This window comes from Sorangium sp. So ce176, assembly GCF_051519835.1.
GTDB classification, from domain to species: Bacteria; Myxococcota_A; Polyangia; order Polyangiales; family Polyangiaceae; genus Sorangium; species Sorangium cellulosum_G.
In genome coordinates, this window is record NZ_CP150371.1 from 11,262,510 (window position 1) to 11,283,678 (window position 21,169).

At 71.7% G+C, this 21,169-nt stretch carries 14 protein-coding genes; 7 read left to right on the forward strand and 7 right to left on the reverse strand.

Annotation, left to right across the window (positions count from 1 at the left end):
- Nucleotides 1–564 precede the first annotated feature (564 nt).
- From WMF42_RS42545 to WMF42_RS42555, 3 genes are all read left to right on the forward strand, one after another.
- Nucleotides 565–1,410, forward strand: a complete 846-nt coding sequence (locus WMF42_RS42545; RefSeq protein WP_437688881.1) for a hypothetical protein — start codon at nucleotides 565–567, stop codon at nucleotides 1,408–1,410.
- Nucleotides 1,411–1,830: 420 nt separating this feature from the next.
- Nucleotides 1,831–3,174, forward strand: coding sequence for an RICIN domain-containing protein (locus WMF42_RS42550; protein WP_437688883.1), 1,344 nt, complete (start codon nucleotides 1,831–1,833; stop codon nucleotides 3,172–3,174).
- A gap of 339 nt (nucleotides 3,175–3,513) precedes the next feature.
- Entirely contained in the window at nucleotides 3,514–4,461 is a 948-nt protein-coding gene (locus WMF42_RS42555; RefSeq protein ID WP_437688885.1) for an AraC family transcriptional regulator ligand-binding domain-containing protein, read from the forward strand.
- Nucleotides 4,462–4,542: 81 nt separating this feature from the next.
- Here WMF42_RS42555 and WMF42_RS42560 read toward each other — a convergent pair whose 3' ends face one another.
- The 3 genes from WMF42_RS42560 to WMF42_RS42570 form a co-directional block, all read right to left on the reverse strand.
- Nucleotides 4,543–6,219: a VWA domain-containing protein gene (locus WMF42_RS42560; protein ID WP_437688887.1), complete on the reverse strand. Its 1,677-nt coding sequence runs from the start codon at nucleotides 6,217–6,219 to the stop codon at nucleotides 4,543–4,545.
- 185 nt (nucleotides 6,220–6,404) lie between these two features.
- Nucleotides 6,405–11,882: a DNRLRE domain-containing protein gene (locus WMF42_RS42565; RefSeq protein WP_437688888.1), complete on the reverse strand. Its 5,478-nt coding sequence runs from the start codon at nucleotides 11,880–11,882 to the stop codon at nucleotides 6,405–6,407.
- 334 nt (nucleotides 11,883–12,216) lie between these two features.
- On the reverse strand, nucleotides 12,217–12,774 hold the full coding sequence (locus WMF42_RS42570; protein ID WP_437688889.1) for a hypothetical protein: 558 nt from the start codon (nucleotides 12,772–12,774) through the stop codon (nucleotides 12,217–12,219).
- A 205-nt stretch (nucleotides 12,775–12,979) separates the two neighbouring features.
- Between WMF42_RS42570 and WMF42_RS42575 the strand changes: the two genes are divergently transcribed.
- Nucleotides 12,980–13,222 carry a hypothetical protein gene (locus WMF42_RS42575; RefSeq protein ID WP_437688891.1) on the forward strand — a complete coding sequence of 81 codons (243 nt, stop codon included), beginning with the start codon at nucleotides 12,980–12,982 and terminating at the stop codon, nucleotides 13,220–13,222.
- Between the two features lie 169 nt (nucleotides 13,223–13,391).
- On the opposite strand, the gene WMF42_RS42580 is transcribed toward WMF42_RS42575, so the two are convergent.
- From WMF42_RS42580 to WMF42_RS42590, 3 genes are all read right to left on the reverse strand, one after another.
- Nucleotides 13,392–13,802: a response regulator gene (locus tag WMF42_RS42580; RefSeq protein ID WP_061613001.1), complete on the reverse strand. Its 411-nt coding sequence runs from the start codon at nucleotides 13,800–13,802 to the stop codon at nucleotides 13,392–13,394.
- A gap of 229 nt (nucleotides 13,803–14,031) precedes the next feature.
- Nucleotides 14,032–15,270, reverse strand: coding sequence for a hypothetical protein (locus tag WMF42_RS42585; RefSeq protein ID WP_437688893.1), 1,239 nt, complete (start codon nucleotides 15,268–15,270; stop codon nucleotides 14,032–14,034).
- Nucleotides 15,271–15,285: 15 nt separating this feature from the next.
- Complete coding sequence (locus WMF42_RS42590; protein WP_061612093.1) at nucleotides 15,286–15,507, reverse strand: DUF350 domain-containing protein; 222 nt, start codon at nucleotides 15,505–15,507, stop codon at nucleotides 15,286–15,288.
- A gap of 186 nt (nucleotides 15,508–15,693) precedes the next feature.
- On the opposite strand from WMF42_RS42590, the gene WMF42_RS42595 reads away from it, so the two are divergent.
- The 3 genes from WMF42_RS42595 (at nucleotide 15,694) to WMF42_RS42605 (ending at nucleotide 20,011) form a co-directional block, all read left to right on the forward strand.
- Nucleotides 15,694–17,343: a M16 family metallopeptidase gene (locus WMF42_RS42595; protein ID WP_437688895.1), complete on the forward strand. Its 1,650-nt coding sequence runs from the start codon at nucleotides 15,694–15,696 to the stop codon at nucleotides 17,341–17,343.
- Between the two features lie 65 nt (nucleotides 17,344–17,408).
- Complete coding sequence (locus WMF42_RS42600; RefSeq protein ID WP_437688896.1) at nucleotides 17,409–19,040, forward strand: M16 family metallopeptidase; 1,632 nt, start codon at nucleotides 17,409–17,411, stop codon at nucleotides 19,038–19,040.
- Entirely contained in the window at nucleotides 19,037–20,011 is a 975-nt protein-coding gene (locus tag WMF42_RS42605) for a hypothetical protein (RefSeq protein ID WP_437688897.1), read from the forward strand. The genes WMF42_RS42600 and WMF42_RS42605 overlap by 4 nt, the downstream gene beginning before the upstream one ends.
- 311 nt (nucleotides 20,012–20,322) lie before the next feature.
- Here WMF42_RS42605 and WMF42_RS42610 read toward each other — a convergent pair whose 3' ends face one another.
- The gene (locus WMF42_RS42610; protein ID WP_061611425.1) at nucleotides 20,323–20,778 is read right to left on the reverse strand and encodes a hypothetical protein; all 456 of its coding nucleotides are present in this window, start codon (nucleotides 20,776–20,778) and stop codon (nucleotides 20,323–20,325) included.
- Between the last annotated feature and the right edge of the window lie 391 nt (nucleotides 20,779–21,169).

The following is a 21,169-nucleotide window of genomic DNA, read 5'->3' on the forward strand; positions in this document are numbered from 1 at the left end:
CGATCCTTCTGTTTCGCACGAGCGGCCCGGCGCTCTCCGAACTGGACGACCGTCGAACATCCTAACCTTTCGACCCGCTCTCCGGAAACTGCAGTGCGTTCGCGATAAATGTAATAGTTTTAACAATGCCCTGAGGTGGCGCTATCGGCGGGGCCGCCCTGTAACCGCAATCGAGCTCGTGCCAGCAGAAGCCCTCGGGCGACGAGATCGGGTCGCCGCAGGAGAAGAAGTCGTGACTGCGCTGGTCATGGCAGCCGCGCTCGTCGGAAAGATCGAGGCAAGCAGCGGCCCCGTCGCAAGGGAATCCCCACGCGCGGCGGCCATCCGCACGCTGCAGGCACGATAGCGTGCCGGCTGACGGCCCCCCGCCGGCCGCACACTCTGGCACAGTGGGAGGGCGCATCGTCGGGGTCGCGCAGTAGGTTGGCAATTCAGTCTGGCATGCAGCTTGCCATCTGTCCCACGGCTGGCGTCGGCGCGTCACGTGGCCAGCGGGCTCGCGGACCGCACCCTCGACATCGCGGCATACGAGGGAGAGGCGATCGGCCACGTGAGCTCGACGCCTTGGAGGTCCTCGTGAGAATTCCTATCGTATCGCGTTTGCTGGTGGTGAGTGGAATGCTGTGCGCGGCCGGATGCACCGAGCTCGTCACCGACATCGGCGCGCAAGGCGCAGCCGGCGAGGGCTCGGGAGGAGGCACCGGCGGCGGAACGGCAGGCGGTGCGAGCACGGGAGGCGAGGCGGGCACCGGAGGCCTCGAGGACACGGGAGGCGAGGCGGGCACCGGAGGCCTTGAGGACACGGGAGGCGGGGCGGGCACCGGGGGTGCCAGCGAGGGGCCGCTGCCAGATCCGGTCCCGTCGCGGCAGACCGTCACCTTCGAGTTCCACAACGCCTCCGCGAGCCTCGCAGGAGTCCAGGTGTCAGGACGTCTGTGCAGCGGATTCGAGGTCTGGAAGGTGGAAGGCGATGAGACGACGCTCGTCAATCGCGAGGTCGATTCCACGCAGGCGGCTTGCTCCACCTATGTCGACGATCTGGAGACAGGGACCTACGAGCAGGTGGCCCCCGGCGCGACACTCCCCCTCGTATGGGACGCTCGTGAAGAGGTCATCTACAAGCGTACCGTGACCTGCACGATCCCCGAATCCGAGCTGCCCAGCATCGTGGTGCCAAGGGGCGTCGCGCAGCCGGTCGCCCCCGGGACGTACGAGGCCGTGTTCATCGTGGGCCCGAGCGCAGAGGAATGCGGGTTCGAGGTGGCAGAGAATCGCTACGATTGCCTGGGCTCCTTCACCTACGATACCGTCGGCCGTGCCTGCCAGACCGGTGGACAGCGGATCGGCGTGAGGTTCGAGCTCCCGGAGACCGGCGATCTGCGTGTGCCGGTGGAGTACACGGGAGACTAGATCAGGCCTTCCTGCTGTCGCCCTGACGCTCTCCTCCCCGGCACAGGCCTGCCGCTCACCGGCGCCGCTCTCCCCGGTGCCGGGTCGTGAAATGTAGTCCTGCCACGCCATCTGCCTGCCCGCGCGCGATGCTCCGCGCGATGGCGACGAAGGTCTCTGGTGTCTGGATTGTAAATTGTTGAGGCCGATTGAGAATGAGCCTCGAATGTCAATTGTCGATTGTCAGCCAGTGCGTGGCTGGTACAACCAGGGAGCTGTCTTGATCGTCCGGGCGTGACGATCTTCGTCACGTGATTGGATAATTACAACGGGTCCGGGTTGGAGAAGCTTATGCCAATGACTCGAAGGCTTGGATACGGTCCTATTTTTCTTCTGCTGGGAGCTTGCGGGGTCGACGGTGCTGAGGGGCTCGCTGTCGATGTGCAGGACGACAGTGCCCCGGTCGTCGTGTCGAGCGTCTCGGATGGCACGTATCTGATCAAGTCGGTCCAGAGCGGCAAGTGCCTCGACATCAGCGGCGGCAGCAAGGAGAGCGGCGCCAAGGTGCAGGTGCGGTCCTGCAACGGAGCGGAATCGCAGAAGTTCCAGGTCTCCAGCGCCGGAGGCGGCGCCTTCAAGATCGCGAACGTCGGCAGCGGGAAAGCCCTCGACGTGGCCGGCGGCAGCCTCGATGCGGGCGCCGCGCTCCGCCAGTGGGACTACGTCGAGGGAGAGCACCAGCAGTTCACCTTCGTGAACCGGGGCGGCAACGACGTCAGCATCCAGGCGGTGCACACCGGCATGGCGCTGGATATCTACCGGGGCAGCACGGCGGACGGGGCGGCGATCGTCCAGTGGCCGTGGCGCGGCGGGGCCAACCAGCGATGGACCTTCGACAAGGTGGACGGCGGCACCACCGGCCCGACCCCGACCCCGACGCCGGGCGGGGACGACATCCTCGTTCCGGCGTCGGGCGCGTGGCTCGGGCAGTATTACGGCGACGGGAGCATCTCCCAGACGAGCGCCAGGCTCGGGCGGACGCTGAAGCTGCACCTGACGTACTACGATTTCACCCACAACTGGGTGGGCAGCGTGACGAAGGCCGACCTCGACGCCGGTCGCGTCCCGTTCGTGAACTGGGAGGTCTTCGACACCCCCCTCGACGAGATCATCGACGGCTCCCACGACGCGATGCTGGCGCAGCGGGCGCGCGACGCGAAGGCGCTCGGCAAGAAGCTCTTCGTGGACTTCGGCGCCGAGATGAACGGCGAATGGTCGCCGTGGGGCGGCGCGCAGAACGGAAGGAGCCCCGACAAGTACATCGCGGCCTACAGGCACGTGCATGACGCGCTCCGGTCCGCGGACAACATCGTGTGGGTCTGGTGCCCGAACGTGACGGATGAGCCGCGCCAGGCGTGGAACCAGGCGATGGGCTACTACCCGGGAGACGACTACGTGGACTGGACGTGCGTCGACGGGTACAACTGGGGATCCACCGGCGGCGGCGGATGGCAGAGCTTCCGCGACGTGTTCAAGAACATCTATCCGAAGCTCGCGGCGAAGGGCAAGCCGATCATGATCGGCGAGATGGCCTCTGCGGAGTCCGGCGGCAACAAGGCAGCGTGGATCGACCAGATGATCCCGACGCTGCGCTCCGACTACCCCCTGATCAAGGGCGTCATCTGGTTCGACGTCAACAAGGAGACGGACTGGCGCATCCGCTCGTCGAGCGCGTCGCTGGCCGCCTTCGTGCGCATGGCGAACGATCCGTACTTCAATCCATGACGGTGGCGCCCGGGCGCGGACCTATCAGGTCGACGCGCTCTCCTGTGCTGGCCGTGGCGGCAAGATGCGCCTTTCAGGCGCTGTGACCGAGCCAGGATGCGCGGGCAACGTCGCATGCCGGAAATCAGGTGGCCAGCGCGTCTCGACGACGAGCGGGCATGACGAGCACGACGAGCGCATGGCCGGCCCATGGCGAGGGCGTGGCGTCCACGGGAGCGCACACTTTCGACGCCCTGCCCGGTTGCCCGGCCCCGTACCGCCCCCTATCTTCATAGGTCCTTCGGCTTGTGAGGAAGCGTGCGCAAAGAGCCTGCTCCGGCTGCATTTTCTGATTTCATCTTGCTCCTCATCTCCGCCGCACCGAAGCTCGGCCTGCCGCTGGAGGCGATCCTGCGAGGTGCGGCGCTGCCGCCGGGGGCCCTCGGTCAGCGCGGGGTGCCGATCCCCTTGAGCGCGGCGCGGTACGTCTGGTCGTCCGCCGAGCGGGTGAGCGGCGACCCCATGCTCGGGCTCCACGTCGCCGAGACGCTCGACGTCGGCACGCTCGACATCCTCGACTACCTGTCGCGGAGCAGCGCCAGCTTCGGCGCGGCGCTCTCCCGCTTCATCCGCTTCGCCCCGCTGCTCGCCGACTCCGGCGTGCTGAGCTTGCACGCGGACGGCGGCAACGCGCGTTTCCGCCACGTCGCTCCCAACGGCGTGCCCGCCGTGTCGGAGCTCCTCGCCGGCATGACCGTGCTCCGGGCGCGGGCGTTCTCCGGCGAGTACCTCCGCCCGCTGGCCGTGCGCTTCCGGCACCACCGCAAGCGCGGCGCAGGTGCCTATGAACGGATCTTCGACGCGCCGGTCGAGTTCGGCGCCCCCTTCGATGAGCTGGTCTTCCGGCGGGAGCACCTGGACATGCCGTTCCGCTCCGCCGACCCCCGGCTGTGCGAGATCCTCGAGGCGTCCGCGCTGCTGCGGCTCCAGCAGCAAAGCCGCGTCGACGCGCCGCCGCCCGCCGCGCCGTGCAGCTTCGTCGACGAGGTCCGCGAGGGGCTCCGCGAGTGCATCGCCGAGGGCAACCCGAACATCGACAACGTGGCCGAGCGAATGGGCGTGAGCCCACGGACGCTCCAGCGGCGTCTCCGCGAGGAGCGCACGTCGCACCGCGCGCTCCTCGCGGAGACGCGCGCCGCGCTCGTGGATCGGTACCTGGCCAGCGCCAGCCCCTCGCGGCACACGCTCGCCGCCGAGCTCGGCTACGCGAGCGCCCGCTCCGTGTCCCGCGCGCTCAGGCGCCGGTAGACGCGCCGCGGCCGCGAGGTCACCCGCGCCCCCGCGCGCGGGCGCCGCGACGGCGGACCCGCGCCGGGGAGCCCGCCGCGATCACGGGTGCCACGCGAACTGGAGCTGCCGGCTGCCCGTCGTGCTCACCTGGTAGACGACGGGGGTCGCCGCGCCCGGGAACGGCGTCGAGAACTGCGTCGACCAGCTGTTCGCCGCGGGGCTCTGGCTCGGCCCGCCGTTGATGGACACGGTGACGCCGTTCAGCGGCTGGCCGTCCATCGAGGTCACCTGGAGCCCCAGGTTCGCCGGCGTCCAGCCGGTCGGGTAGTGCGCCGGGTCGATCTGGAAGCACGCCGTGCCGTTCACCGTGGCGAGGGTCACCGGCCCCGCCTGGCCGAGGCTCTGGCAGGTCACGGTCGGGTTCGGGTTCTTGTAGACCCCGAACGTGTACTGGCGCGCGAACATCGGGACGCTGGAGCTGCCGGCGTGGTCCGCGAACACCGTGATCTGGTGGCTCCCGGTCTCGGCGAACTGGTTGAAGCTCAGCGAGTAGACGCCGTCGTTGGCGGTCGTGTCACCTTGCGAGGGCCCGCCGTCCGAGAGCGTCAGCGGCGTGACCGCGCCGCTCGGCGCCGTCATCTCGCCGCTGACCGTGGCGCCCGTCACCGGGGCGCCCAGGTGGGTCACCTCGGCCTCGACGAACAGCGGCTGTGACCCGACGTTTAGGCCGTTCGTCGTGATCCGGAGCTGGATATCGTCGATCAGCGTCGACACGGAGGAATAGAGGTAGAGCGTCGACGACGATTTGTTCTCGGCGCAGAACCGCCAGAAGCCCTCCTCGTACGACTGCGTGAGGTTCAGCGAGAAGCGCTTGAAGTTGTCGGCCGAGAAGAAGGTCATGTCGGAGCCGGAGGCCCCGTAGTTCGTCTCGGTGATCTGGGAGGTCGGGTGCTGCGACGGCGGCGTCAGGTACACGTCCGGGGCGACGCTGCCGACGAAGATCATCGTGAAATCCACGATCTGGGCGGCGGAGACGAGCACGTCTGTGCAGTCCGTGTCCCCTGCGAGGATCGGGGTCAGCCCCTGATCGATCATGCCGCCCTCGCGGCAGTCGTTCGCCATGCGGTTGAACGCGCCGAGCAGCTCGAGCTGGTCGATGTCGGAGCTGACGTCGGCGCGCATGAAGAGCCCGGGCGAGATCCCGAAGTTCGTCGCGATGTCGCTCATCATCGCCTCGTCCGCCCCCGACCCGAGCGCGATCGAGTGGACCTCGTCCACGCGGTACATATAGTCGCCCCAGAAGTCGTCCGGCGCCGGCGGCGTGTTGTGCTGCCCGTCGGACAGGAGGACGACGCACTCGCGCGGCCCCTTGGTCGGGTTGGCCGCGGTGAGCATGTCGAGCGCCTGCTCGAGGCCTGCGCCGATGGACGTCACCCCGTTCGCGACGAGCGCGTCCACGGCCGCGTCGTAGCCCGACGCCGGGACCTGCGTGAGCGGGAAGGACTCCGAGGCCGTGTCCGCGTAGCTCGCCAGGCCGAGCTGCTCGGTGAACGACTGCGAGCCGGGCACGTTGCTCGAGGCGAGCGTGTTCCCGTAGATCTTCGCCGCCTGCTGCGCGAGGGCGAGGTTGGTCCCGGCCATGCTGCCGGAGCGGTCGATGACGACCACATGGTTGGTGTCGAGCGGCGTGACCTGGGCCAGCGCCGTGGACAGCCCCGCGAGGCCCGCGAGGAGGCCGGAGGTGATGCCTGCGAAATTTCGAGTCGCGTATCTCATCGTCGTCTCTGATTCTTTCTCTGCGTTCCGCTGCGTTCTCGGAAAGACACGGAAGATCGGGTGAATGCGGCGCCGCCGGGCCCGCGCATCGGCGACGGCGGGGCGGGGCGGGGCGGCGGGCGTCGTCGCGCGGACGCGCTGCCCGCCCCCCCCCGCCTGCCGGGCCGGCCCGGCGGCGCCGGCGCTCACGGCTCGCGGTAGCGCACGACGAGCCTCGGGAGCCTCGCGGCGGTCGCGTGGTCGCTCGACGCGAACGAGACCTCCCGGTAGTTCGCCCCCTCGCTCTGGAGCCGGATCATGAATCCATGGTTGTTCCCGGGCGTGGCGAGCATCTCTCGCACGAGCACGGTCACGTCGATGTCTTCATAATCCTGGCTCGTCGACGTGCTCTGCGGCAGGAGCACCTGGTCCGCCGTCGACACGCTCGGCTGGTTCGCCCACGTGACCGTGTTCTCCTGCCAGGACGAGGTGATGCGCTGGAGCAGGAAGGCGTTGGAGCCGCCGAGCGTCGCGTGCCCCGGGCCGAGGCCGTTGTGGGTCCCCTGGCCGTACAGGCGGGCGTCGGGGTCCGCGAACAGGCTGAGCCGCGCCCGCTCGATCGTGGCGCCCGCCGGCATCGTCGAGAGATCGAAGCGGATCATGCTCCGGTTCACGTACTGAGCGCCGCTGGCCGTCCAGACGCCCGCCGTCAGGTTGACGGAGCTGCCCATGTTCGTCCCGGTGCCCCCGGCCAGGCTGGTGATGGTCGCGTCGATGCCGGCGCTCCCGGGCTGCAGGTCCAGCGTGAGGACGGGGTTCTCGCACGCCCCGTTGACCGTGAACACCCCGCCCGCCGCGGCGCACTGCGACGCGTAGGCGGGGTCGTGGCACGTCCCGTCGGGCTCGTGGCAAGCGCCGACAGGCTCGGCGCCGCAGGCGTCGACCTCGGCGCAGCTATAGCCATTGACGAAGTAGCCGCCGGCGCTCTCGCAGCTCTGGCCCGAGCTGATGCCGCCCTGGCCGAGGTCGGTGCAGCCGCCCGACCGGCAGCACGCGCCCTTCGCCTCCAGCTTGCAGAGCGCCGAGCAGCCGTCGCCGCTCACGGTGTTGCCGTCGTCGCACTGCTCCGAGGCCTGCTGCACGCCGTCGCCGCAGCACCGCTCCACGGTGACGCCCCCGTTCTCCACGACGGAGCACTCGGCGACCGTGTTCTCCGGCGTCTGGCACGTCCCGCTCACGCAGGTCTGCCCAGGGCCGGTGTTGCAGTCCGCGTCCGTCGTGCACGCGCACGGGATCGTGTCCTCGTAGTGGTCGTCGAAGCAGGTCTCCACCTCGGCGAGCCACGCCTCGGAGGCCGCGGTCCGCTTCACCAGGTTCTCCGGCTCGATGCCGCCGTCCGGATCGACGAGGACCTTCGTCAGGTCGAAGTGGGCCGTCCCGGGGTTGACCACGGCGGCGCTGAAGTCGCCGCCGGCGAGCGCGATGGACGTGGCCGTGCGCTGCGTGTCCAGGCACCCCCAGTGCTTGAGGAGGTGGCGATGCGACTCCTGGCACGGGAAGCTGAGGCTCCCGCGCGAGCCGGTCTGCGGACCGACGTACGAGCAGGTCCCGGTCACGAACGTCTCGGCGAGCGCGTCCTGATCCTGCAGCCAGTCCGTCATGGGCTGGCCGTTGATGCAGAGGTTCTCGGCCGACGAGACCGTCTCGCCCACGTTGAAGCCGAAGTTCACGACGTCCTCCACCCCGCCGATCACGTCATTGGTGGTCGGGGGCAGCGGGTCCGACGAGTGCAGCGGCAGCTCGTCCTTGCACCACTCGAGGAAATCGGCCGTCGACGCGCCCACCTGCGCATAACGCGTGACCTCGCCGGGCTGGTAGTTGGTGATGTCGCCGAGCGGCGAGCTGTCCCACTGGTAGGTGGCCTCGAGCCCGGGCTGGAACTTGTACTTCGAGACCGAGCCGATATCGAAGGTCTGGCGCCACTTCCACAGCGTGAACTTCTTCCACTTCTTGAACAGCTTCGCCTCGAGGCCCACGTGGATGCCGGCGTTGAGCGCGGCGATGAGCTCGATCTCGGTCAGGCCGTAGGTCGCGATCGCGTGGGTCGGGTCGTCCCCGTTCTTCATGCCCCAGATCACCTCCTCGGCGTACGGGACGTTCGGGCCCGCCTTCGGCTCGCACGTGCCGCCGATCGTGCAGACCTCGTTCTGGCCGCAGGCCGTGTCGGCCGTCGAGGGGTGGTAGGTGCAGTGCCGGGCGCACGCCCCGTCCACGCAGGCGCGGCCGGGCTGGTTCGGGCAGGTGCTCTGCGCGGTGCAGACGCAGTCGACGGGGGTCCCGCCGACGGTGCACACCTTCGCCTCGACATCGCACGTCTCGCCGCTGGCGCAATCGGCGTTCGAGGTGCAGCCGCACGCCGACAGGAAGCCCGTCTGGAGCGGGTGGCACCCGGGGCCCTGCCACTCCGTGGCGTCGACCTCGGTCTCGGACAGGCAGCTGTACGCGTCGAAGTTGCCGGGGCACTCGGCCTCCGTGACGTCGTACACGACGGCGCCGGGGATGCCCGAGTCGCAGTCGCCGCTGATCTTGCGGACCGTCCCAGGGGTCGTGTCGCTCAGGTAGATGTCGCCGTTCGGGAGCGCGGCCACGCCCGACGGCAGCTCGTAGATCGCGTCGTCGGCCAGGCCGTCCGCCGCCACGGTGCCGGGAGCACCGGAGACGGTCGTCACGGCGGAGATCTCCGGATCGAAGCGCCGCACGCGACCGGGCTTGTTGCCCTCGACGACGAGCACGTGGCCCGCGCTGTCGACGGCGAGCCCCTTCGGCGCGGTGAACCGGGCCGCCGCGCCGATGCCGTCCGCCGAGCCCGCCGAGCCGCTGGTCCCGGCCACGGTGGTGACCGCCGCCGTCGCGACGTCGAACCGCCGCAGCGTGCTGTTGGAGGTGTCGCTGATGTACAGCCTGCCGCGCCCGTCGGCGACGATGCTGGTCGGCTCCATGAACCGGGCCATCGCGCCGATGCCGTCGGCGCCGCCGGACTGGCCCGAGGTGCCGGCCACGGTGGTGGCCGCGCCCGACGGGAGCGAGATCTTGATCACCGTGCGGGCGCCGCTGTCGGTCGCGTAGAGGGCGCCGCCGTGCGCGGCGACGTCCCGCGGCGTGAGGAACACCATCCGATCGGCGATCGTGGTCACCTGGTTGTTGCTCAGGTCGAGCTTGCGGACCGAGCGAGCGCCGCGATCGGCGATGTAGAGCGCGCCCGCGTCGTACGTGATGCCCGAGATCGTGTTGAACCGCGCGGCGGTCCCGACCGCGTCGACGTTGCCCGCCGCGCTCGACCCGGCGATCCTCGTCACCTGACCGGTCTGCAGGTCGATGCGGCGGATGGCGGTCCGGTCCGCGACGAAGAGGTGGTTGTTCGTCCGGTCGTAGGCGATATCGGTGGGCTGGAGGAAGCGGGCCCCGCCGAACGTGCCGTCCGTGAGCGCCAGCGAGTAGGCCAGGCCGTAGGGCGACGAGGCCGAGGGCAGGCAGCACACGCCGTGCTTGGTGCACGCCGAGATCTCGGGCAGCGCGGGGGCGCGCAGGCTGTTCGGGCAGGTGCCGTCGTCCGCGCACTCCTCACACGACTTGTTCGCGCTCCACTGGGTGGTGAAGGCGTGCTGGAACATGCCCTTGTACGTCTTCGCGTCCTTCTCCTTGAGGAAGGTCGAGAACAGCGCGTACGAGAGGTTGGACGGGCTGCACTGATCCTGGGTGATTCCCGTCCAGTCGTCGAGGCAGGCGCGGCTGCCGTTGAAGAACGTGATGCAGCAGGAGTTCTTCGTGTCGAGCGGGGAGCAGGCGAGATCCAGCGACGACCCGGGGACGTACCTGCTCGAGCAGGACGCCTCATCCTTGTAGGAGAAGACGGGCTTGCACTCGAGGTCGTCTCTCGGGTTGCTGTTCACGAGCGCCTGCTCGAGCGAGGCGTTGAGGTCGACCACGCCGCCGGAGCCCTTCGGCTTGAGATCGACCGAGAAGCCGATGCTGGCCTCCACGCCCACCTTCAGGATCTTGCCGATCGGCACGCCGAGGAAGAGCTTCGCGCCCACCTCCGGCCTCACCGACACCTGCGTCCCAGCCTCCGCGGTCACGTCCGGCGCCTGGAAGCCGTGCATGTCGCGGTTGAAGTCGAGATCGGTGATCTTGTGCGACGTGTTCTTGTTGAGCGCCTCCTGCAGGCGCTTGCGCATGAAATAGGCCTCGTCGTACCACTTCACCCCTGCGCCGAGCTTGAAGTACGGGATGAGGTACGCGCCGGGGACCGGCGGGAGGGGGATCGGCGTCAGCTCCTTCTCGATCGGCTTCAGCCTCAGGTCGAGGTTGAGCGCCGCGGCGAGGAGCGCGGCCGACTTCCCCTCCCACGCCTCGATGGCCTCCGCGCCCTCCCGAGGCCAGGTGAGCTGGGCCGGGACGCCGTCGGTCGGCGTGTAGTCGAACGGCATGTACGTGCCGATCAGGAACTCCTGCGGAGAGACGCGGCCGTCGCCGTCGCTGTCGAGGGACGTCATCTGGTCCTCGTCCGCGAGGTAGAAGACGCCGAGCTTCTTCGCGGCGTCGAGGCTGACCCCGCCGCCCGCGAGGTGGCCCAGCGCCTCGATGCCGAGGGGAGCTTCACGGTTGAACCACTTGTAACCGTCAAGCTGCATGTTGAACTCCATCCCTGGCAGGATGCTCAGCGTCTCGCCGAACGCGGTCACGGCGAAGCCGCCGGTGCGCATCTGGGCGCGGCGCTCCTTGCTCAGGGTGTGCGACGTGTAGCGGCCGCCGATGCCCCACCGGTCGCTGTCCGACAGGTTGGCGTACGCGCCGTGTCCGGCCCACGGAATGCACATGTGCAGGTCGGGCCGCTGGTCCGAGTAGCTGCCGAGGTGGTACCCCTCGGTGTACTGGTCCACGTAGCACTGGATCTTCGACATCACCTCGCTGATGTTGTCGAGCTCGCCGCCGAACTGGCTCAGGAAATTGGCGAACTGACCGCCGCCGATCTGGTCGGCGATCTGGTCGAGCCACTTCACCGTGCTGAGCGCCCATTTGGCCTTGCCCGCCTGGGTCTGCTGGATGTCGTTGGAGAGCCAGACGAGCACGCCGGTGCTGCACGGATCCGCCGTCGGCGAGCTCGGGTCGCAGAAGTCGATGCACTCCTCGTACGTCGTCTTGTCCTGCTGGATGACGTTCAGGCACTGGCTGGACACCTGCTGGCTGCAGACGCACATACCCTTGTCCGCGTCCGCGGCCGGCTCCGTCTCGAGGCTGCTGATCGCCTCGGCCGTCTTGTTGACGATCGACGCGAGGAGCTGGATCGACTGGAGGACGTGGAAGTTCGTCGTGATGTTCTGGAGATCGGCGCCCTTCGGGTTCGGGTTCTCCGGCAGCTTGCCGAGCTGGCTCGGATCACACGCCTGGACCTGGAACGTGCCTGTGCCGGGATCCGGGGCCTCCCCCTCGATGACGGGGTCCGGCCGGTCGGGCTGCTGGGACCACGTCGGCCAGTCGTGGATGGTCGTGTCGTTGCAGGCCTTATCGTCCGGCGCGCACAGCGCCTGTTCCGCCTGGCCGACGGGCCCGTCCAGCTCGACCGGATCCTCGGTGCCGGCCGTGCAGGCGGTCGTGAGCGCGCCCAGGCACGCGAGGAGCGGCAAGCGCCCCGCGCGCCATGGGGCAGCGCGTGATTGAGCGTACTGACGTATCAGCAAGGATCTGAGACTTGTCATGGAATAAGCCCTCGACGGCCTTGTTGATGGGATGAGACGGAGCGAATCGGCCCTCGCCCGGTCTGCTCGCGCAGCCACAGGCGCTCTCCCATCGCGAGTGCCTGTGTACTCGGCTGTAAATCGCTCGCGAAGGTGACAAATCACGTCACGCGGCGACAAATCACGTCACGCGGCGACAGAACGCGCCAGACGCAGCCCGGAAGCCCTCTCGCGCGACGAGGTACGGAGACCTGGGCGAGCTGGGACGCGCGACGAGCCCGATTCAGATGATCAGGATGACGTCGATGTCCGTGTCCGCCGGAAGCGCGCTCCCCGCGGGCACGTGGGGCCCGTTGGCGGGCGCCAGGCGGAGCGCGCCGCTCGACCGCGGACCCGCGCTCTCGGGAGATCCGCCCGCGTCGGCGACGCTGCACGGCCGCTCGCCGTGCGCGCGCGCCGCACAGGCGTCGATCGCGGCGCGGACCGCGCGGAAGACGCGCTCCGCGTCGAGGCCGCCGATCTCCCGAGCCGCCCCGGCGAGGCGCTCGTCGACGCAGCCGGCGCACGGCGTCGAGGCGGCGGCGAGCCGCACGATGAGCGTCGCCTGGGAGCAGCCGAGCTCTACCGTCTTGAAGGGCACGGACAGCGCCGAGCCTCTGCCCACATCGACGCTGACGAGGAGGTTGTCGCCGTCACGCACCACCACGGTTTCCCGCGGGCGTCGGCCGCTCACGACGCCTGACGTCGACTCAGGGGGATTCGCGTTGACAAGGATCCACAGACGATCGGAGCTCGCCTGTCCGCTCTTCTCCACCTCGTCGCTGGTGCGGCTCTCTGCCATTCGCGCGCCCTCCGGGGAGGCGAACCTATCGCCGTCGGAGGCGAACGGCGATGGCCCCACCGGACAGACAATGTCCGGACAGGCGAGTCCGCTCGGGACGCTGCCACGCTCGATGAACGAAGCCGCTCGTCGGAGGTCCTCTCCGCGTCCATTGCGCGTTCTACCGCAAGGCGGTAAGCACAAACACCGAGCGGAGGGCCAGGGCGTGGAAGAGCCGGAGCGACGCGACGAAGACCCGGATCAGGGCGCAGGCGGAGGCGGGGCGGACCGCGCGTCGCTCGGCATCCTGTTCCTCGCCGCGGCGTTCGCGCTGGCGCTCCTGCTGACCGTCGTGGGGCTCCTGGCGTTCGCGACGATGGCCCCCAGCTCGCCGTCGCCGCGCGAGCTGCGCGGCGACGCGGCCGGCGCCGGGTCCGCGCCGCGCGATGGCGCTTCGCAGGTGGCCTGAGCCGTCCCGGCCCGGCGACGGAAGAGCTCGGCCGGCCGCGCGCCGCCCATCACGGCCCTCGACCGGTCGAGGCGGTCCGCGGCGCGTGGGCGCCTGTCGAGGTCGATGGAGATCTGTGGATGTCGTGGAAGAGCAACCCTGATCGAACGTTCGATCAGCGAGGTCGAAGCTAGCCGCAGGTCTTCTGGACCACGCCGAGCAGCGCCCCGAAATCGACGGGCTTCTTCAGGTAGGCAGCGCCCTCGGGCGGGCCGTCGTGCCCGGAGACGATCGTCACCGGGATCGCGGCGAGCGCGTGCACCTGCTTCAGCGCGGCGAGCATCTCCTCGCCGGTCATGATCGGCATCATCAGATCGAGCAGGATGAGCCCAGGCGGCGGGTCCACCTGGTGCAGCAGATCGAGGGCCTCCTTACCGTTGCTGGCGCAGTAGACATCGTAGCCCGCTGATTCGAGCATCTCGCGGAGCATCTCGCGGAGCTCGGCGTCGTCGTCGACGAGGAGGACGGGGGCGCGCGGATTCGGGGGGATCGGCGTCAGACGTGGCGCGTTGGGCCCGTCGGTTGGCCGTGGTTCACTCATCTCTGTCACCTCTTCCAGACAGCGCAAGCATGCAGAAGCGATAGCAGGCGGACGCCTTGCACGCATTGCATGCGCCGAGCATCTCCGGAACTTCTCCGGATCCATGGTCCGGGCTGCGCGGGGCGGCGCCGCTCCGCGCCGAGCGGAGAGGCGAGGGGCGTGGCGGAAGCACGGGCGCCGCGAGCGAAGCCATGCGAAGCGTCGAGGGTTACGGGACTTGCGCCGCGGGTCAAGCCTCTCGGTTCGCCGAGCGCTGCGGCGCGCGCATCACGCCCCCGCCGCCCGCGCCGCTCCCGCCGTCTGCGGCGCGTCCGCTGCGTCCCGCGCCGCGCCCGGCGCCTCCGCCGCCGGACCGGAACCCGAGCGCGCGCGCCTGGGCGGGGCCGGTATGGCGACGGCGCCACACCACCGCGTCGAGCATGTAATGCGTCGCCTGCGGGAGCGCGAGCAGCGGCACGAGCAGCGCCCGCGCGCGGGGGCCGAGGAGCGGCTCGTCCACCGCGCCGCCGAAGAGCTCCGGCCGGTCGTGCCAGACGAGGCGGTCCCAGAGCATCTCCTCGACGAACGCCAGCGCGAGCGCGATCCCGAGGAAGGCGAGGAGCCCGCCGGCGAGCAGCCGCGCCAGCAGCGACCGGGGCGCCTCGACGGCGCGCTCCCGCGCGTAGGCGAACACGAGCGCCATGTACGGCACCCCGTGGACGATCACGTTGGTGACCGTGAACTGGAAGTCGCTGTCGGTCGCGACGATGCCGACGTACCACGTCGCCGCGGTCGTCGCGACGACCACGTGCTTGCCGAGGTTGAGCGGCGCGCGGGCGGCGCGCGCGCTGTGGAACGCGCGGGCGACGTAGGCGACGGCGAGCGCGGCGTACACGGCGCCGAGCGGGCCCACCGCGGCCGCGAGCCAGGGGGCGCTCACGAAGTCGCCGTCCACGAACCACTGGAACGCGCGCGGCGGGTGCGCGTGCCAGTAGAGGAGCGGCCAGCCCGTCGCCGCGTAGATCAGCGCGCCGTCGAGGACGCGATCGACGCGCGAGCGCTCGCCGGCGAGCGCTCGGTAGATCGCGACCCACCCGACCTGCTGGCGGACGAAGTGGATCACGGCGGCGTAGGCGAGCGCGCGCCAGAAGGTCAGCTCGGAGGCGAGGTGCAGCGCGACGCCGATGGCGTAGCAGGCGAGCGGCACGGCGGCGTAGAGCGCGGGGTGGCGGCGGAGCTCCTCGCGATCGAGGTACGTGCGGAAGAGCGTCGTGTGCACGTGGGCCACGTCGACGCCGACAACGAACAGCAGGAAGCCCCACGCCGGGAGCGCGCCGCCCGCCGAGAGCGCCGCGAGGGCGAGCGCGACTGCCGCGGAGCCGCCGAAGACAGCGAGGTCGACGCCGCGGCCCCACAGGAAGGCGCCGCGGGCGCCGCCGCCCTGCCCGGCCGGCAGCGCGCCGAGGAGGTCGGGCCCGGCCGTGGCCACGCCGAGACCCGCGCGTCAGCCGTGGATGGCCGCGGAGATGATCCAGGCGAGGCCCAGGATCACCGAGCCGATCACGATAGCGAGCGCCGTGTTCTGGTCCTCCTCGATCTCCTTGCGGATGGAGAAGGGGGTGAGCTTCGTGATGATCACGAACGCCAGCAGGAAGACGATGAGCCCCAGGATGACGAAGACGAGCGTTCCGACAACGGCTCTCATCAGGTTTTGAACGTCGGGCATCGGCGGTTCTCTCTGCGCTCGGGGCCACGCTCCGCGCGCGCTCGCGGCCTCTCGCGGCTGCGGGGCGTGAGCCTACGCGAGTCGGCCGGCAGCGTGAAGCCGCGTGACGCATCGCGCGCACCGCGCCGCGCCGCGCCGCCGCGCCTCGCCGCGCGCGCCCGGCCGGCGACGTGCTATCGCCTTGCCGTGTCGACGATCGTGATCCGAACCTCGCTCCGCCGCGCCGTCGTGGCCGGGCTCGCGGCGCTCGGCCTGCTGAGCGCAGGCGCGCCGTGCCCCGCCGCCGCGGCGCCGCCGCCCCGCGACCGCGCGCCGGCGCGGGGCGCCGCGCGCCCGCAGCGCGCCACCGCCGCGCCGAGGCGCGCCGCGGCGCCCCCGGCCGAAGCCCCGCTAGCGCTCGCGCTCCCCGTCGAGCGGGCAACGCTCCAGAACGGGCTGCGCGTCGTGATGAGCCCCGACAAGGGCTCGCCCACCGTCGCGGTGGCCGTGACATACGACGCGGGCTCGCGCGACGAGCCGAGCGGCAGGAGCGGCGTCGCGCGCCTCGTGATGGGCATGATGGCGCGGGGCAGCCGCAACGTGCCCGCGGGCGAGCACCAGCGCCTCGTCGCCGAGCGCGGCGGCGAGCTCGCGGCCGAGGCGGGCGTCGACCGCACGACCTACGCGGAGGCGCTGCCCGCGAACGAGCTCGCGCTCGCGCTGTGGCTCGAGGCCGACCGCATGCGGGCGCCCGATCTGAGCGCGCAGGCGTTCGAGGCGCAGCGCAAGGAGGCGCAGGAGCGCCGCGGCGCGCTCCTCGGCGCCGCCTACGGCCAGGGCCCGATCCGGCTCCAGGCGCTCGTGTTCCAGGGCTACTGGCCCCACGAGCACCCGGAGATCGGCGACGCGGACGACCTCGCCGGCGCGGAGATCTCCTGGGCCCGCGACTTCCACGCGGCCCACTACGGCCCGAACCGGGCGGTGCTCTCGATCGCCGGCGGCTTCGACCCCGGCGAGGCGATGGAGCTCGTGCGCAAGTACTTCGACGGCATCCCCGCCGTCGACGCCGCGCCGTTCAAGGACGCGCCGTTCCCCGAGCAGACCAGCCAGCGCACCGCCGTCGTGCGGGACGGCGCCGCCCGCGCCCCGGCCATCCTGTACGGCTGGGCCGTCCCGCCGCGATCGCACCCGGATCACGACGCGCTCGCGATCGTGGCCGCGCTGCTCGGCCGCGGCGAGAGCTCGCGCCTCGAGGCGCTCCTCGTCCGCGACAAGGCGGTCGCGCGGTCGGTGCGGGTCGCGACCGGCGATCTCCGCGGGCCGGATCTGTTCTCGATCGACGTGCGGCTCGCCGAGGGCGCCCGCGTCGGCGACGTCGAGAAGCTGATCGAGGGCGAGATCCGGGCGCTCGCGACGGCGGGGCCGTCGCAGGCCGAGCTGACGAGGGCGCGCCGGCTCCTCGAGTCGGCGTTCGTGGCGCGCGTCGCGGACCCGGCCGCGCGGGCGCGCGCGCTCGGCGAGCACGAGCTGCTCTTCGGGGACGCCGCCCACCTGAACGGGGAGCTCGCCCGCAGCTTCGCGGTGACCCGGGAGGACGTGCAGCGCGTCGCGCGCGAGCACCTCGGCCCGACGCGCCGGACGATCGTCGAGACCTACCCGCCCGCGACCCCGGGCGCGGCCCCGCCGCGGGCGCCCGCCCGGGCCGGCGGCGGCGCGCGCGCCGAGGCGCAGGCGGCGCCCGGCAAGGGCGCGGAGAAGGCCGCGCCGGCCAAGGGGTCGGCCAAGGCGCGCGGCGCGCCGGCCCGGGCGGCGCCGAAGAAGAAGCCGGCGAAGCCGGCGAAGCCGAGGAAGAAGTGACGTTGAAAGAGGCGCCGGGAGCGACGCCGAAAGAGGCGCGGAGAGCGACGACGAGAGACGATCCGATGAGCGAGCGAAGCAAGCGACGCGAGCGGGGCGCGCGACGGACGGCGCGCCCCTGGCTCTCCTGGACCGCGGCGGCGCTCGCCGCGGCCGTGTGCGGCTGCGCCCCCGCCGCGCCGCCGGCGCGATCGCCCGCGCCGGCCAGCAGCGCGCCCGCGAAGGGCGCGCCGGGGGCGCCGGCGCCCGAGGCCGCGCGCCGGGAGCAGCCCCCGCCCTCCGGGCCCGCGCGGCCCGCGCGCATGCCCGCGATCGCGTGGGCCGAGCTCCCGGGCGGCCTGCGCGTCGCCACGGCCGTGAGCGGCGCGCTGCCGCTGGTGGAGGTCCGCGTGGTCGTCCGCGGCGGCTCGTCGGCCGACGGCGAGCGCACCGGGCTCGCCGCGCTGACGGGCCAGCTCCTGCTGCACGGCGGCGCCGGCGGCTTCCCCGGCCGCGAGGTGCTCGCGCGTCTCGAGTCGCTCGGCGCCTCGCTGTGGGTGGACACCGGCCTCGACGCGACAGTGATCGGGCTGCGCACGACGCGGGAGCGCCTCGCCGAGGCGATCGAGCTGCTCGGGCTCGTCGTGCAGCGGCCGCGCCTCGACGCCGCGGAGCTCGCCAAGGTGAAGGCGCGCGCCGTCGAGGCGGCGCGGGATCGCGCCCAGAACGACGCCCGCTGGGGCGCGCAGATGATCCTCTTCCGCGACCTCTACGTGCTCCCGACCGAGCTGCACCCGTACAGCTCGTTCGGCGCGACAGCGGCGGAGCTGCCGAAGATCACCGCCGCCGACTGCCGCGCGTTCCACGCGGCGTGGTACGTCCCGAAGAACACCGTCGTCGTCGTGGCGGGCGACACGACGCCCGAGGCCGCGCGCGCCGCGGTGGAGAAGGCGTTCCCCGATCGCCGCGCCGGCGAGCCGCCGTCGCTCTCGTTCACGGAGCCGATGCCGCGCGGGTCGCTCAAGATCACGATCATCGATCGCCCGAAGAGCGCGGAGAGCGAGGTCTTCCTCGGCGTGCTCGGCCCCGAGCGCGGCGCCCCCGAGTGGCCCGCGCTCGCTGTCGCGGGCCAGGTGCTCGGCGGCCCCTCGGGGCGCCTGCCCCGGGAGCTCCTCGAGCCGCGCGGGGCGGCGCGCGCGGCGTCCGCGGCCACGATCGACGTCGCGCACGGGCCCGTCCCGCTCGTCGTGCACGCCGTCGTGCCGGCGGCGCGCACGGGCCTCGCCGCGCAGGCGATGCTCGACCAGGCGGAGCAGCTCGCGACAACGACGCCGTCGGAGGAGGAGACCGAGGCGGCGGCGCGCCGGATGTCGGCCGGCGTCGGCCTCGGCATCGGCACGGCCGCGGGGCTCGCGGACGAGATCGCCGGCATGCAGGTGCTCGATCTGCCGGACGACCACCACGACGGCCTCCGCAAGGAGCTGCGCGACATGACGCCGGCCCTCGCCGGCAAGGTCGCGGCGGACCACGTGCGGCCGGCGCGCGCCGTGGTCGTCGTCTCGGGCGACGCCCAGGTGATCGGCCCGATGCTGAGCCGCTTCGGCGAGGTCAAGGTGGTCGACCCGGCCCGGAACTTCGAGCGGAAGCGCACGATCCAGCGCGACGCGAGCGCCGCGCCGGACGCCGGCGGTCCAGGGCCGGCGCAGGAGCAGCCGTGATCGCGGCCGGCCCCCGCGGGTGTGCGCGCGCCCTCCGGGCGTCGGCGAGCGTCCTCGCGGCGGCGGCGGGGCTCGCGGCGGGCTGCTTTCCGGGCCCTGCCGGCGCGCAGCCGAGGCCCGCGCCGGTGCCGGCCGCGCCGGCGTCGAGGGCGCCCGCGGGGCCCCTCGACGGCGCGACGTACGACTACGAGCGCCCGCCCGCGCCGGCGGGCGGCGCCGCCGCGCCCGCGGTGCCGCCGGAGCAGCGCTGGCTGGGGCGCGCGTTCGTGCACCGCCTGGCGGCCGCGGATCCCGCGCGGCCGCTGCCGATCCTCGTGTTCCTGCACGGGACCAACGCGGCGCAGATCAAGCACCGCTGGATGGGCGGCGGCCAGGAGGGCGACGTCCGCCGGATCGCGGCGCAGCTCATGGAGGCGGGGCAGATCCCGCCGATCCTTGTCGCGGCGCCGAGCGCCGTGCTGCCGGCGGCGGTCGCCGTCGCGCGGACGAGCTGGCCTGCCTTCGACATGGACGCGTTCCTCGACGCCACCGCCGCGCGGCTTCGCGGCGTCGCGACCGTCGACAGCGCGCGCGTGATCGTCGCCGGCCACTCCGGCGGCGGCTGCAACGCCGCGGGCGGCATCGCGACCGCCCTGCGCGCGTCCCCCCCGGCGCACGCGGCGCTCGTGATCGACACGTGCATGGACGCCGACATCGCGCTCCCCTTCGCGCAATCTCCGCCGACAACGCATGTCGTCGTGTCGTGGCAGACGCTGACGTGGGCCCGCCGGCCTTTCGCCGACTTCCGCCGCGCGTTCCAGCGCGGGATCGAGGCGCACCCCGCCGCGCCGGGCGTCCTCCGCGAGCTCGAGCACCTCCACCCGACGGAGCCCATGCCGCACGACGCCATGGTCCCGCTGGTGCTGCGGCGGTGGCTCCCGTCGCTGCTCTCGGTGGACGCGGTGCCGAGCGTGCCCTGCGTCTCGCCGTGACCGGCGCGCGGCGCACAAAAAGAAAAAAGAGCGCCCGTCCGACGGTGGGGGGGGAACCGTCCCTCAGGCGCTCTGCCATCGGTAATAGCAGGAGATGGGCCAGGACCTTCCTGATGAAGATCCGTGGGCTTGCGCATGCGGCGCGGGGCGCGGAGCTTTCATTCGAGTCCGGGCGGGTTTCGTTCGTGCAAGCTGCCCGGGCCGAGCGTCAGCGGCAGCGGGCGGCTGGTCGATCGCCAGCCGTTGCGGTGGGTCGGGCGGCGGCCGTTGCGGCGCTCGCCTGAGCGCCTGCGGGTCGGCCGCGCGGGCGGCTACGCGGGGCGATGCGGGATGGGGGCGCCCACGCGGCGCGCCTTGCCGACGCGGCGCGCCTGCTGGCGGATGTGCTCCATGGCCTTCTCGAAGAAGACGTCGGGCGAGCCCTTGGTGATGGTGATCTGCTCCTCGCCGACGAGGACGACGAGCAGGCCCCTGTCGGTCCTGCCGACCGCGAAGAAGTCGACGGTGAACGGCTGCTCGTCCTCGACGGTGAGCGACACCTGGCATTTCAGGACATCACCGACGCCGGGCTGATTCTCGACGACGAACCGTTGCAGCAGCCCGTTGGCGTGGGCATCCCCGGCGATCCGGTTGAGCGTCCACTTGTCCCTCGGCCAGGCCATGTGGTCGCGGAGCTCGTATATCCAGTGCAAGAGCTCCTCGGCGACCTGGCCGATCGCCGCCTTGGACGCCTCGTAAGACAGCTTGATCTGTTCGTATCTGGTCATCGGGACTCCATCGCTCCTCGGCGCGCTCCGGTCGGCTCGCACGAACGAGGCTACCAGATCGCCGCGCCTGGTCGCACGCCGGCGTCGCCGCGGCCGCCACGCCGGAGCGGCGCGTGCGCTCCGGCGCGGGCGGCGCATGCGCTCCGGCGTGGGCGGAGCGAAGCGCGCCGTGGTCCAGCCAGCGGTCGGGGGAGCCAGAACACCGGATCCCAGGCGGATGGCCGGCTCCGGCGTCCCGGGGCGCAGCGGCGTGGGTCGCCATCTCCCGGCGTTTCAGCCAGCGGAGCCGGCCAGACAACGTATCTCCGAGCAGCTCGAGGTCGTGATGGTCCCCTACCGCGCCTGGAATGCCGTCCTGGCGGTCACCGACGCTCTGTCCGGCCGCGCTCTC